This is a genomic window from Streptomyces chartreusis (assembly GCF_008704715.1).
Lineage (GTDB): Bacteria > Actinomycetota > Actinomycetes > Streptomycetales > Streptomycetaceae > Streptomyces > Streptomyces chartreusis.
Genome location: NZ_CP023689.1, coordinates 1,934,873 through 1,947,331 on the forward strand (window position 1 = coordinate 1,934,873; position 12,459 = coordinate 1,947,331).

The following is a 12,459-nucleotide window of genomic DNA, read 5'->3' on the forward strand; positions in this document are numbered from 1 at the left end:
CCTGTATGAGCCCAGACGTCGACCTCACCGTCCTCAAGCCCGGCCGGCACGCCCTGCGCGACCGGTTCCTCTCCCTCGACTCGCGGCTGTTCGAGTTCGCCGCCGAGCAGCACTGGCCGTACGCCGAGCGGATCCTGCCGCGGCTGAGCCGGAGCGCGAACCACGGGCTGCTGTGGTTCGCGGCGGGTGCCGTCATCGCCGCCAGCCGTACGCCACGGGCCCGCCGGGCCGCGGTGCGGGGCCTGGCCTCGCTGAGCCTCGCCTCGCTGACCATCAACACCGTCGGCAAGCGGTCGGTGCGCCGGACCCGGCCCACGCTCGATCCCGTTCCGCTGGTCCGGCAGCTGAAGCGGCAGCCGATCACGACCTCGTTCCCGTCCGGGCACGCCGCCTCGGCGGCCGCGTTCGCCACCGGTGTCGCCCTGGAGTCGCCCGCCTGGGGCCTGGCGGTGGCGCCGATCGCCTGGTCGGTGGCGCTGTCGCGGGTGTACACCGGCGTGCACTTCCCCAGCGATGTGCTGGCGGGCGCGGCGCTGGGCGCGGGCGCCGCCTTCGCCGTACGGGGCATGGTGCCCACGCGTGTCCGGCAGGTCCCGCCGGCCAGGCCCCGTACGGATGTCCCGGCGCTGACCGAGGGGGACGGCCTGATCGTGGTGGCGAACAGGGCGGCGGGCACCTCCGACCGGGTGCACGCCCTGCTGGACCTGCTGCCGCGCGCCGAGCTCGTCGAGTGCGAACCGGCGGACATCGCAGCCGAGTTGGACAAGGCTGCGGGCCGCGCCCAGGTGCTCGGGGTGTGCGGCGGCGACGGCACGGTGAACGCGGCGGCCGAGGTGGCGCTGCGGCACGACCTCCCGCTGGCCGTGCTGCCCGGCGGCACGCTGAACCACTTCGCCCTCGACCTGGGTGTGGAGAGCGAACGCGACGTCGGCCGGGCCGTCCAGCGCGGCGAGGCGGTGCGCGTGGACGTGGGCCGCTTCAGGTGCGGTGCGCAGGAGGGGCTGTTCCTCAACACGTGCAGTCTCGGCGTGTATCCGGAGCTGGTGCGCGAGCGCGACCGCTTCGCGCCCCGGATCGGCGACTGGCCGGCCGGGGTGGTGGCGGCGCTGCGCGTGCTGCGCCGGGACCGCCATCCGCTCCAGGCCGAAGTGGCGGGCAGCTCGCACCCGTTGTGGCTGCTGTTCGCCGGGAACGGCACCTACCACCGGCTGGGCCTGGCGCCCGCGCGCCGGCTGAACCTCGCGGACGGGGTGCTCGACGTAAGGGTCGTGCACGGCGGCCGGCGGCCCGCGCTGCGCCTGCTCGCCGCGGCCGTCGCGGGCCCCCTGACCCGCTCCCCCGCGCACGCGGCGGTCCAGGTCGGCCGCCTGCGGCTGACGGGCGTCACTCCGGGGGCGCTGCTCGCCTACGACGGTGAAGTCACCGAGGTGGGCGGTGAGGTGACGCTGGAGAAGCTGCCGGAGGCGCTGACGGTCTACCGTCCGCTGATCGGTTCCTGATCCGCTTCCGACACCCCGTCAGTCCACATCGCAAAATGCAGGTCTCAGCATTCGACATGCGGGCGTACGGTGTCGAGTACCGCCCGGCGGGGCCGCGCGCCCCGTGAGCCGGTACGACGAGACGAGGGGATCAGGCATGTCGAAGGCACAGCCGGACGCACACTCCAAGGCGCGGGAGACCGCCGTCTACACGCACGGGCACCACGAGTCCGTGCTGCGTTCGCACACCTGGCGCACCGCGGCCAACTCGGCGGCCTACCTGCTCGACTCGCTGAAGCCGCACATGCGGATCCTGGACGTCGGCTGCGGCCCGGGCACGATCACCGCGGACCTGGCCGCCCTGGTCCCGGACGGCCGTGTCACGGGCGTCGACCGGGCGCCGGGGATCCTGGAGCAGGCCCGGGCCACGGCAGCCGGGCGGGGTGTGCCGAACGTCGATTTCGCGGTGGCGGACGTGCACGGCCTGGACTTCCCGGACGAGACGTTCTGCGTGGTCCACGCCCACCAGGTGCTGCAGCACGTCGGCGATCCGGTGGGCGCGCTGCGCGAGATGGCGCGGGTCACCAGGCCGGGTGGTCTCATCGCGGTCCGCGACTCCGACTACGGGGCCATGTCCTGGTATCCGCCGTCCCGCGGCATGGACGACTGGCTGGAGCTGTACCGCCGGGTCGCGCGCGCCAACGGCGGTGAGCCGGACGCCGGACGCCGGCTGAAGTCCTGGGCGCTGCAAGCGGGGCTCACCGACGTCACGGCGACGTCGAGCACCTGGACCTTCTCGACCGAGGAGGAGCGGGACTGGTGGAGCGGGCTGTGGGCGGACCGCACGCTGGCCTCGGCGTATGCCGAGCGTGCCACGGAGGGCGGGCACGCGACCGCCGAGGAGCTGCGGGCGGTCTCGGAGGCATGGCGGGAGTGGGGGCGGCGCGGCGACGGCTGGTTCAGCGTGCTGCACGGGGAGATTCTGTGCCGGAAAGAAGCCTGAACGGCGAATTATTGGTAACTCGCACGAGCAGGAGGTTGGACTATGATTCCTATTCTGCTCGTGCTGCTGCTGGCGCTGATTCTGTTCGGTGCCGGATTCGCGTTGAAGGCCCTTTGGTGGATCGCGATCGTGGTTCTCGTCGTATGGCTTCTGGGATTCGTGATGCGTGGCACGACCACGGCAGGGGGCAGGGGACGCTGGTATCGATGGTGAGTTGATCCGACTTCCCGAGTCGAATTCACTCCCTGGGAAGCAGCGGTCCGAGCGGCCCGAGGTCCAGATTCAGGTCCTCGGGCCGCAGCCCGTACCGCTCCCGGAGTTCGGCCATCCGGTCCTCCAGCAGCATCAGCGTCAGCCCGATCCGCTCCTCCTGCTCCTCGTCCAGCTCGCCCGTGTCGAAGCGGCGCAGCGCCTGGCGTTCCATGAGCTGGCGGAGCAACTCGACGACCGTCAGGACGAGTTTCACGAGGTCGCGTTCGACCGTGTCGGGGTCGAGGTCCAGCCGGTTGCGCGGTGACGTCATGTCAACTCTCCCCAGGGCGACGGGACCTGCTCGTTGACGGAGCTGATCAGCGCGTTCAGGTCGATGCGCACGAGGTCGACGTCGGCGATGCGCAGGGTGATGTCGCCGGTGACGACGACGCCCCCGGCGAGCAGCCGGTCGAGCAGGTCCACGAGCGCGACCTCACGGCGTTCGACGACGGTCACCGGTCCACCTCCGACTCCTCGGCGAACTCACCCGTGAAGGAATACGCCGCCCACGGCCCGGTCAGTTCGACCCGGATTCCGGGGGCGTCGTCCTTCTCCCGGTCCACCAGTTCCACGAATTCCTCGGAATCCGAGCGCGGCACCAGATAGGCGGCATTGAGCACGTTCTGCCCGGACGCGCCCGAAAGCGTGGCGTTCTGCGGGGCGTGCAGCCGGGCCTCCTCACCGAAAGCGGAAAGCGTTTCGTGCAGCCGCCCGGCGAATTCGGTGGCCCGCTGCCACACGTCCTCGTGGGCGCGCGTCTGCATTCGGCGCCGGCGCAGATAGTCACGGCCCGACCCCGCCGCGTGCTCGGGCGGGCCGGGCGCGGTGGGCTCGGCGGCTTCCGTGGGCTCTCTCTCCACGTACACCTTGACGCCCCACTCCACCCGGCCCTCCAGCCGGTCCAGGACGCGCAGGAAGTCCTGCTCGCGCGCCTCCATCATGGTCCGTACGCCGCTGTCGTCCCGGAAGACGGTGCCGAGCCGCAGCGGCAACGGCGTGGTGACGGCGGTGAGCGCGTCGATGACCTGCTGATGGGCGCGGGCCGTGACGGTGAGCCAGTCCAGGTCCTCCAGGTGGGCGCGCAGCGGCGCCTCGGCGAAGTCCGACTCGGGCACCGTGCTGACGACGGCGACCAGGCCGTGGTGGGTGAGCTGCTTGGGCGGCGCCCCGGCGACCCCTGTCAGCTGCGCCTGGAGGGCGGAGCGAAAGGGGCGGCACACGGCGTAGACGTAACGCAGAGCGGTCATGGGGCCTCCTCCTGCGCGCGGGCGCTCTCCCTGGCCGGCTCCAGCTGCTCGAGCCGCTCCAGTCGCTCACGCAACTCGGCGTTCTCCCTGGCCAGTTCGTTGCGGCGGGCGCGGGAGGACAACGCGGGGTCGTCCTCCCACCAGTCGATGCCCATCTCCTTCGCCTTGTCGACGGAGGCCACGATGAGGCGGAGCTTGATGGTCAGGAGCTCGATGTCGAGCAGGTTGATCCGGATGTCGCCCGCGATCACGATGCCCTTGTCGAGCACCCGTTCCAGGATGTCCGCGAGGTTGGCTCCGCTGCCCTGGCTGTAGGGCTCGGGCAGCCTGCTGGACATGGTCATCGCCGGCTCCCACTGCCTGCGTACTCGTCCTCGTCCTCGTACTCGGCGTCTGCTTCGTCCTCGTACTCGGGCTCGTCCTCGTACGCGTCCTCGGGCTCCTCCTCGCCCTCGGCGTCCTCGGCCTCCTCATCCTCCTCGTACTCGTCCTCCGGCTCGTCGTCGGAGTACTCGGCGTCCTCGGCGTCCTCACCGTCCTCGCGGTTCTCGGCGCCCTCGCCGTCCCCGTCCTCGTTCTCTTGGTACTCCTCCTCGTCCTCCTCCGCGACCGCGTCCTCATGGGTGCGCACGACCTCGCCGTCGCGGATCTCGCCGCGCCAGCCGTCCTCGGCCTCTCCCTTGAGGGTGATGAAGCGGACGTAGTTCTTGAGGTCGAGCCGGGCCCGGCGGCCCTGGGCGCGCCAGATGTTGCCGGTCTTCTCGAACAGGCCCTTGGGGTAGTACTCGATCACCAGCAGGACGCGGGTCAGGCCGTCGGTGAGCTTGTGGAAGGAGACGACACCCTTCGTGGTGCCCTTGCCACCCTCCGAAGTCCAGGCGATCCGGTCGTCCGGCAGCTGCTCGGTGGTGTGCGCCTTCCAGCTGCGGTTGGACCAGAACACCTTCAGCTGCCAGTCCGAGGTCGTGTCGTCGGCGCGGTTCGCGCTCTTCACGCCCTTCGCGAAGGTGCTGAAGTCCTGGTACTGGGTCCACTGGTCGTAGGCGGTGCGCAGCGGCACGCCCACGTCGATGTGCTCGATGATGACCGTGGGCTTCTTGCCCGCCCCGCCCTTCTTCTTGCCCTTGCCGCCCCCGCCGAGGTTCTTGAACGCGTTCACGACGTTGTCCTTCGCGCGGGTTGCGCCGAGTTCCAGCGCGCTGCGCAGCGGCCCCTTGCCCTCGGCGAGCTTGCGCCCGCCGTCGAGGGCGAGTTGTGCGAAGCCGGGGCTGCTGCCGTCGGCGATGTCGTTCAGTTTGCCGGTGGTCTCGCCGAGCTTGCGGCCCGCGCCGGTCAGCAGACGCGTGACCTGCGCGGCGAGATAGTCCTGGAGTTCGGACTTCAGCCGGTCGGCCGCCTCACTGTTGGCCAGGCCGGACAGGGGCTTCGCCGCGCCGCCGGCCGCGGAGCCCGCGGATCCGAGTGTCTCGGTCATGACCCGTCACCACCCTTCGAACGGCGTGCCCCGGCCGTCTGCCGGGCCGCCGACCTGGCGGCGCCGCCGGTCCGCTTCGCCGCCGTCTTCTTCTTCGGCGCCGACTGCTTCGCGGGGGCCTTCTTGGCCGCCTTCGTCGCGGTCTTCTTCGCCGCGGGCTTCTTGGCCGTGGCCTTGCGGGCCGGCCGCTCACGCTCTTCGTCGTCCGTGGAGTCCTGCGCGGACTCCTCCGGCTCGTCGTCGCGGTCCTCGCCGTCCTCGTCCTTCGCACCGAGATCCGGCGTCGGCACCGCGCCCGTCAGCTGCTCACGCACCTCGGCGGTACGGCCGTGCAGCCGGTCGGCGAACGCGTCGAGCTGCCGCTCGACCATGGCGCCCGAGGCGGCCTGGCCGACGCCGCGCAGATCCTCGCGCAGCTGGTCCCCGATCTCCTTGAACTGGGGGTTGTTCTTCAGCTGCCCGGAGACCAGGTCCATGATCCCCTGCGGGGTCAGGTTCAGCCGCTTGCCGGCCACCAACGTGCCCAGCGCGAACGCCAGTTTCATCTTCTTCGTACGTCCGAGGACGTATCCGGCCCCTACCGCGAGGCCAAGTCCCACTCGGTTCATCATGCCGTCCCGTCACTGTTCCCGTAGCCTGCGCGCAGGCCGATCTCCAGCCGGTCGAGAAGTTCGTCCTCCAGGCGGTCGAACTCCTCCTCGTCGATCTCGCCCGCGGTCAACCGCTCCTCCAGCCGTGCCAGTTCGGCGCGCACGGCACTGGGGTCGTAGTAGATGCGTTCCGCTTCGCTCAGCACCTGCCTGATCACCCATCCGCTGCCGCGCACCGGGGCGAACGGCAGCAGGAATACCTCTCCGATCAGTCCCATGACCTCACTCCTCCGCGTGCTCCGCGGCGCTCGTGATGGCGGGCTCGGCCGGGCCGGGCTCGACGAAGCTGTACGGCGGCAGCGGGCCGTTGACGCGCAGTTCGAGGTGCGGATGGCCCGAGCGGAGCTGCTCGACCGCCGTGAGGAAGTTCTCCGCCCCGTCGCGGTCCACCAGGAAGGACACGTTGGCGAGCCAGCCGCTGGAGTCGGGGCCGACGCTGACGGCGTCCGCGGCCGGTTCCAGGGTGTGCTGCACATCGGTGGCGTCCTCGGCCTCCTGGGCCTTGACGGCGGCGACCACCATCTCGCCGAGGTGGAGCCGCTGGTCGTAGGTGCCGCCGCCGGCCTGCCGGTTGGCCTGGGTCATGGCCCGCAGCTCCGGGTTCTGGGCCATCACCCGGTGCAGCACGGCCTCCTCGTCGTGCGACGCCTTGACGTTGTACTCGACCTTGCCGTCGAGGGCCGTGAGACGTTCCTTGTAGTGCTCGGAGCGTTCTGCCAGGACCGAGCTGACGGTGTCGTCGTCGGGGGCGACGCTCCCGAACCGCATGGGCAGCACGCAGCCGGCCGCGCCCGCCTCGTCGAGTACGGCGGAGTGGGCGAGCAGTTCCCTGCGCTTGGGACGCAGCCCGTCGGGCGCGTCGCTGACGAGAGCGGCAAGCGCACCTTCCTTGAGCACCCGCACCGGGCGGGCCGGGTCACCGATGCCGCCCATGCCCTTCGGAAGCGCGGGGTGCGAGCTCGCGGTGATGCCATAGACGTACGTGTTCACTCCTGCTCCTCCTTCCGGCGCGACGTCGTGGACTTACGGGTGCGCTGCCTGGGTCGTTCCTCACCTTCCTCACGTGCCTGCTTGAAGGCGTCGGAGATGGTCTCGGCGGCGCCGGAGAGCGCACCCTTCGACTTGCCCTTCGCACCGGATTCGGTGATCTCCCCGACCAGGTCGGGCAGGCCCGGGTCCTTGCGCGGCCCGGCCTCCAGGTCGAGCCGGTTGCACGCCTCGGCGAAGCGCAGATAGGTGTCCACACTGGCCACGACGACCCGGATGTCGATCTTCAGGATCTCGATGCCGACCAGGGAGACCCGCACGAACGCGTCGATCACGAGCCCCCTGTCGAGTACGAGCTCCAGCACGTCGTAGAGGCCGCTGCTGCCGCCTCCGCCGCCGCTCTGCTGTGCCGGGACAACGGTCATGCCGCCGTTCCTCCTTGTCTCGGGACGGTGTACTGGGCGCGGGCGGGCGGCCTACCGGCCGCCCCGCCTCTGCGCGTCGGAACGCCCACGCTCGTAGCGGCGCACGCGCCGGTACCCGGTGAGCTGTCCCTCTGGGTCGAGATCGACCTGGTAGCTCGCCATCAGGCTCATCGTGTCGGGCACGCGGGACAGTTCCAGTACCTCGATCTCGAGGGACCAGCCGTCCTCCGACTGTTCGAAGGACGTCACCTTCTCCGCGTCCGCACCGGTGAGTTCTGCGAGCTGGGTCCGTGCCTGTCGCAGGATTTCCATGGGGCCCGGTTGCTTCTTCGCCCCGCCCGTCTGCCGTCTGGATGTCTTGGGTGTGTTCTGTGAATCATTCATGGCGCCTCCGACGCCGAGTGGCCTGAGAGGCGTGGGTCAAACACTCGGTACGGCTTCTTCGGCCCTCATTCGGCTTCTTCAGCCCTTGAGCGAGTCGAGCCTGCGGCGCGCCGGCCCGAGAGCACGGGCCCGGCGCATCAGCCCGGCCCACGGGTCGCTGCGCGCCTTTTCCACGGCGTCGGCGATGGTCCAGCGCCGCGCGTGGAGGTCCGGGTCGTCCAGGTCGGCCCAGCCGATCGGCGTGGCCACGGGGGCTCCGGGGCGGGCGCGGACCGTGTAGGGCGCGACCACCGTCTGTGCATAGGCGTTGCGCTGCACGTCGAGGTAGAGGCGGTCGCCGCGGTCCTTCTTGCGGGCGGCGGTGGTGAGCCGGTCCGGGTGGGCCGCGGTGAGCGTGTCGGCGACGTCCCGCGCGAACTTCCCTACCTCGTCGCAGTCCTGACGTGCCGTCAATGGCACGACGATGTGCAACCCGCGTGAACCGGTGGTCATCGGCGCCGAGGGCAGCTCCAGTTCGTCGAGCAGTTCGCCGAGGAACCCGGCGGCCTCCCGGACCTGTCCGAAGTCGTCGTCGGCCGGGTCGAGGTCGAAGACCAGCCGGTCGGGGCAGTCGATACTGCAGGTGCGGGAGAGCCAGCGGTGCAGCGTGAGGCAGGCCTGGTCGGTGAGGTACAGGAGACTCGCGGTGTCGTCGCAGACCGTGTGGCGGACGGTGCCGTCCTCCTTGGACACCTCTACCCGGGTGATCCAGTCCGGGTAGTGCTCCGGGGTGTTCTTCTGCATGAACTCGGGCCCGTCCAGCCCGTCGGGGTGCCGTTCCAGCATCAGCGGGCGGCCCCGCAGATGCGGCAGCATGAACCGGGCGACGGAGCGGTGGTAGTCGACGAGGTCGCCCTTGGTGTACTCCTTCGCGTCCCCGGAACCGGGCAAGAGCACCTTGTCGACCCGTTTGACCTCGACGGTACGGCGGCCTGCCCGCACTCTCCTGGTACCGCCGTCGGTCACCGTACGACCGCCTCCTCCACCAGCAGCTTGCCCGCGGCGGCGATGGACGCCGCGTCGATGCCGGCGGCGTGCAGCTGTTCGTCCGGGGACGCCGAGCCCGGCATCATGCGTACGGCGAGCCGTACCAGGCGCGGGACCGGGCGCCCGTCCAGGAAGGCGTCCAGGACGGCGTCGCCGAGGCCGCCCTCCTCGTGGTGGTCCTCCACCGTGAGCAACAGGCCGGTCTCCTCGGCCGCCTGACGCAGCGTGAGCCGGTCGACGGGCTTGACGGAGTAGAGGTCGATCACCCTGATGGCGATGCCCTCGCGGGCCAGGACGTCGGCGGCGGCGAGTGCCTCGTGCACGGTGACTCCGGCCGCGACGACGGTCAGCCGGTCGTGGTCCCCGGCGCGCAGCACCTTGCTGCCGCCGACCGGGAACTCCTCGTCGGGGCCGTAGATCACGGGGCCTGCGCCGCGCGAGGTGCGCAGATAGCGGATGCCGTCGAGGCCGGCCATGGCGGCGACGAGCTTCGCGGTCTGGTTGGCGTCGCACGGGTACAGCACCGTCGAGTCGTACACGGCCCGCATCATCGCCAGGTCCTCCAGGCCCATCTGGCTGGGCCCGTCCTGCCCGATGGCGACACCGGCGTGCGAGCCGACGAGGTTGACGCCGACGCCGCTGATGGACGCCATGCGCACGAAGTCGTAGGCGCGGGTCAGGAAGGCCGCGAAGGTCGAGGCGTACGGCACCCGGCCGCGCGTGGCGAGCCCCACCGCGGCGGCGACCATCTGCTGCTCGGCGATGTAGCACTCGAAGAACCGGTCGGGGAATTCCTTGGCGAAGAACTCGGCGCGGGTGGAGTCGCTGACCTCGCCGTCGAGGGCGACGACATCGGAGCGTGCCGCGCCGAGGGCGGCGAGCGCCTCGCCGTAGGCGTTGCGGGTGGCGACCTCCTCCCCCTTGTCCCAGCGGGGCAGTTCGAGGTTTCCGTCGGGCACGGCGTGCAGGGCGCGGGTCGCGGGCGGCTCGTGGACCCGGACGTGCAGGTCGCGCGGTCCGCCGAGTTCGGCGATGGCCGCGTCGGCGTCCGGGAGCGGCTTGCCGTGCAGCCCCTCGCGGTCCTGGACGTCGGCGACGCCCTTGCCCTTGAGGGTGCGGGCGAGGATGACGGTGGGCTGCCCGGTGGTGGAGCGGGCCTCCGCGTAGGCACGGTCCACGGCGTCCACGTCGTGTCCGTCGACCTCGACGGTGTGCCAGCCGAAGGCCTGGAAGCGGCGGGCATAGGCGTCGAGGTCGTGGCCGTGCCGGGTCGGGCCGCGCTGGCCCAGCCGGTTCACGTCCACGATGGTCGTCAGGTTGTCCAGATTCTCGTACGCCGCGTGCTCGGCCGCCTCCCACACGGAGCCCTCGGCGAGTTCGCTGTCCCCGCACAGCACCCACACCCGGTAGCCGGCGCGGTCCAGCCGCTTCCCGGCGAGCGCGATGCCGACGCCGATCGGCAGTCCCTGTCCGAGCGAGCCGCTCGCGGTCTCCACCCAGGGCACCCGGCGCGGGGTGGGGTGCCCTTCGAGACGGCTGCCGATCCGGCGGAAGGTGAGCAGCTCGCCGTCCTCGATGGCGCCGACGGCCTTGTAGGCCGAGTACAGCAGCGGCGTGGCGTGCCCCTTGGACAGGACGAACCGGTCGTTGCCCGGGTGGGCGGGCCGCTCGAAGTCGTAGCGCAGATGCCGCGCGAGGAGAACGGCCATCAGATCGGCGGCCGACATCGACGACGTCGGATGCCCCGACCCCGCGGCGGCGGACGCCCGCACACTGTCCACCCGCAACTGCTGGGCGAGCTCGGTGAGTTCGGCGGTGTTCATGAATCTCCTTCCGAGGAGGCGGGCGAGCCGGGTTCCGGCGGGGCGAGGGTCGAGGGGTCCCTGGGGCGATGCTTGTGAACGGCCGGCGCGTCGGAGGAGGCGGCGCCCGGGGTGCGCTCGGGAGCCTGGGCCGGGTCCGGCTGCTTCACAGGACCCGGGGGCTCGGCGTGCTGGGCCGCGTCGGCGTCCTGGATCAGGTCCGGCTCCTTCAGCGGGCCCGGAGGTTCGGCGTGCTTGCCGGCGTCGGCGTCCCGTATGGCGTCCGCCGGTTCGGCGCCCTCACCGGCAGGCGATCCCCCGGCCGGCCCCGGGTTCCCCGCGCGCGCCTTCTCGGGGCCGCCCGGCACCCGGGCCAGCTCCGGCGAGGCCGTGTCCAGCGGTACCGACCACGACCGTACGAGACCCAACTGGACGGCCTGGCGCGGCAGTACGGCGTCCAGGAGCCAGTCGGCGGCCACACGGACGCGGTTGCCGGGCATCGCGGCGAGGTGGTAGCCGCGGGTGACCGCGCCCGCGGCCACTCCGGACAGGGGGATGCCCAGCGGGTTGGCGGCGGCCTTGACGCCGCCGAGGTCGACGACGAAGCCCAAGTCGCGGTGGCGGTAGGCGCGCCGCTCCCCCAGGCCCAGCGACGCGGCGACGTTGTGCGCCACGGCCTTGCCCTGCCGCCAGGCGTGCTGGGCGGTCATCGGCGTGTAGGCACCGGGCTTCTCCAGGTCGGGCACCGCGGCCGCGTCCCCGGCGGCGAACAGGCCGGGCCGGCCCGGCACCTGGAGGTAGGGGTCGACGAGCAACCGGCCCTTCTCCAAGGGGAGTTCGAGCGACTCGGCGAGCGGGTCGGGCCGTACGCCGACGCACCACACCAGGGTGCGGGTGTCGACGAACTCGCCGTCGGTCAGCAGCACCCCGCGGTGCGTGGCCTCCTTCACGGAGGTGCCCATCCGCACCTCGACGCCCCGCTGCCGCAGCACCCGGTCGGCGGTGCGTGACAGGGTCTCGTCCAGCTCGGGCAGAACCCGCTCGGCGATGTCGAGCAGCAGCCAACGTGGCCGCATGCCCGCTCGCAGGGGGCGCCTGCGGACCTGGGAGTCGGTGAAGAGCTTGCCCTGCGCGGCGACCTCGGTGCCGGTGTATCCGGCGCCGACGACGACGAACGTGCAGCGTTCCGCACAGCTCGCGGGGTCGTCGGCGGCGGCCGCCAGCTCCATCTGCCGGGTCACGTGGTCCCGCAGGTACAGCGCCTCGGGCAGGCCGCGGAAGCCGTGCGCGTGCTCGGCGACGCCGGGGATGGGCAGCAGCTTGTTGACGCTGCCCGCGGCGAGGATCAGCCGGTCGAAGGGCAGGGTGCCGCCGTCGCCCTCGGGGCCGGTGTGGCGCACGGTGTGCCCGTCGAGGTCGACGGCGTCGGCCTCGCCCAGCACGAGCCGGACGTCCGGCAGTGTGCCGGTGAGCGAGACGGTCACCCTGCGTGGCTCCAGGATGCCCGCGGCCACCTGGGGCAGCAGGGGCAGATACAGGAAGTAGTCGGTCGGGTTCAGCAGGGTGATGTCGGCCTTGTGCCGGGTGAGCCGGGACAGGACGCGGGCCGCCCGGTACCCGGCGAATCCGGCGCCGACGATCACGATGCGGGGTCGACTCACAGTGCGCCTCCGACGCTGTCGCGTACCTCGGAGCCTTCCGCGTCCCCCAGGTCAGGACCGCCAAACGTCG

Annotated in this window: 16 protein-coding genes; 3 read left to right on the forward strand and 13 right to left on the reverse strand. The window is 71.6% G+C overall.

All coding sequences use genetic code 11. From position 1 onward, the window contains the following. Window positions 1–5: 5 nt before the first annotated feature. The 3 genes from CP983_RS08015 to CP983_RS08025 all read left to right on the forward strand — a co-directional run bounded on the left by CP983_RS08015 (window position 6) and on the right by CP983_RS08025 (window position 2,694). Entirely contained in the window at window positions 6–1,499 is a 1,494-nt protein-coding gene (locus CP983_RS08015; RefSeq protein WP_125528261.1) for a bifunctional phosphatase PAP2/diacylglycerol kinase family protein, read from the forward strand. Between the two features lie 136 nt (window positions 1,500–1,635). Continuing rightward, window positions 1,636–2,481, forward strand: coding sequence for a methyltransferase domain-containing protein (locus tag CP983_RS08020; protein WP_150499093.1), 846 nt, complete (start codon window positions 1,636–1,638; stop codon window positions 2,479–2,481). Between the two features lie 42 nt (window positions 2,482–2,523). Continuing rightward, window positions 2,524–2,694 carry a hydrophobic protein gene (locus CP983_RS08025; RefSeq protein ID WP_107908017.1) on the forward strand — a complete coding sequence of 57 codons (171 nt, stop codon included), beginning with the start codon at window positions 2,524–2,526 and terminating at the stop codon, window positions 2,692–2,694. A gap of 25 nt (window positions 2,695–2,719) precedes the next feature. On the opposite strand, the gene CP983_RS08030 is transcribed toward CP983_RS08025, so the two are convergent. The 13 genes from CP983_RS08030 to CP983_RS08090 all read right to left on the reverse strand — a co-directional run bounded on the left by CP983_RS08030 (window position 2,720) and on the right by CP983_RS08090 (window position 12,389). Continuing rightward, window positions 2,720–3,004 (reverse strand): gas vesicle protein K, encoded by a 285-nt coding sequence (locus tag CP983_RS08030; RefSeq protein ID WP_107908016.1) that lies wholly within the window; start codon window positions 3,002–3,004, stop codon window positions 2,720–2,722. Next, window positions 3,001–3,189 (reverse strand): gas vesicle protein, encoded by a 189-nt coding sequence (locus tag CP983_RS08035; protein ID WP_030953078.1) that lies wholly within the window; start codon window positions 3,187–3,189, stop codon window positions 3,001–3,003. Before CP983_RS08035 ends, CP983_RS08030 begins: the two co-directional genes overlap by 4 nt. Beyond that, window positions 3,186–3,980, reverse strand: coding sequence for a GvpL/GvpF family gas vesicle protein (locus CP983_RS08040; RefSeq protein WP_150499094.1), 795 nt, complete (start codon window positions 3,978–3,980; stop codon window positions 3,186–3,188). Before CP983_RS08040 ends, CP983_RS08035 begins: the two co-directional genes overlap by 4 nt. Continuing rightward, window positions 3,977–4,324 carry a gas vesicle protein gene (locus tag CP983_RS08045; RefSeq protein ID WP_107908014.1) on the reverse strand — a complete coding sequence of 116 codons (348 nt, stop codon included), beginning with the start codon at window positions 4,322–4,324 and terminating at the stop codon, window positions 3,977–3,979. The genes CP983_RS08040 and CP983_RS08045 overlap by 4 nt, the downstream gene beginning before the upstream one ends. Beyond that, entirely contained in the window at window positions 4,321–5,454 is a 1,134-nt protein-coding gene (locus CP983_RS08050) for an SRPBCC family protein (RefSeq protein ID WP_150499095.1), read from the reverse strand. The genes CP983_RS08045 and CP983_RS08050 overlap by 4 nt, the downstream gene beginning before the upstream one ends. Further along, complete coding sequence (locus CP983_RS08055) at window positions 5,451–6,062, reverse strand: DNA primase (protein WP_150506467.1); 612 nt, start codon at window positions 6,060–6,062, stop codon at window positions 5,451–5,453. Before CP983_RS08055 ends, CP983_RS08050 begins: the two co-directional genes overlap by 4 nt. Then, window positions 6,062–6,322, reverse strand: coding sequence for a gas vesicle protein GvpG (locus CP983_RS08060; RefSeq protein ID WP_107908011.1), 261 nt, complete (start codon window positions 6,320–6,322; stop codon window positions 6,062–6,064). Before CP983_RS08060 ends, CP983_RS08055 begins: the two co-directional genes overlap by 1 nt. A gap of 4 nt (window positions 6,323–6,326) precedes the next feature. Continuing rightward, a complete protein-coding gene (locus CP983_RS08065) occupies window positions 6,327–7,094 on the reverse strand; it encodes a GvpL/GvpF family gas vesicle protein (RefSeq protein ID WP_150499096.1) in 768 nt (255 codons plus the stop codon). After that, window positions 7,091–7,516, reverse strand: coding sequence for a gas vesicle structural protein GvpA (locus CP983_RS08070; RefSeq protein WP_030953062.1), 426 nt, complete (start codon window positions 7,514–7,516; stop codon window positions 7,091–7,093). The genes CP983_RS08065 and CP983_RS08070 overlap by 4 nt, the downstream gene beginning before the upstream one ends. 51 nt (window positions 7,517–7,567) lie before the next feature. Beyond that, window positions 7,568–7,900 (reverse strand): gas vesicle protein GvpO, encoded by a 333-nt coding sequence (locus CP983_RS08075; RefSeq protein WP_150499097.1) that lies wholly within the window; start codon window positions 7,898–7,900, stop codon window positions 7,568–7,570. A 78-nt stretch (window positions 7,901–7,978) separates the two neighbouring features. Further along, entirely contained in the window at window positions 7,979–8,905 is a 927-nt protein-coding gene (gene ligD / locus CP983_RS08080) for a non-homologous end-joining DNA ligase (RefSeq protein ID WP_150499098.1), read from the reverse strand. Further along, window positions 8,902–10,749, reverse strand: coding sequence for a transketolase (locus CP983_RS08085; protein WP_150499099.1), 1,848 nt, complete (start codon window positions 10,747–10,749; stop codon window positions 8,902–8,904). Before CP983_RS08085 ends, ligD begins: the two co-directional genes overlap by 4 nt. Next, the gene (locus tag CP983_RS08090; RefSeq protein ID WP_150499100.1) at window positions 10,746–12,389 is read right to left on the reverse strand and encodes an NAD(P)/FAD-dependent oxidoreductase; all 1,644 of its coding nucleotides are present in this window, start codon (window positions 12,387–12,389) and stop codon (window positions 10,746–10,748) included. Before CP983_RS08090 ends, CP983_RS08085 begins: the two co-directional genes overlap by 4 nt. Window positions 12,390–12,459 lie beyond the last annotated feature (70 nt).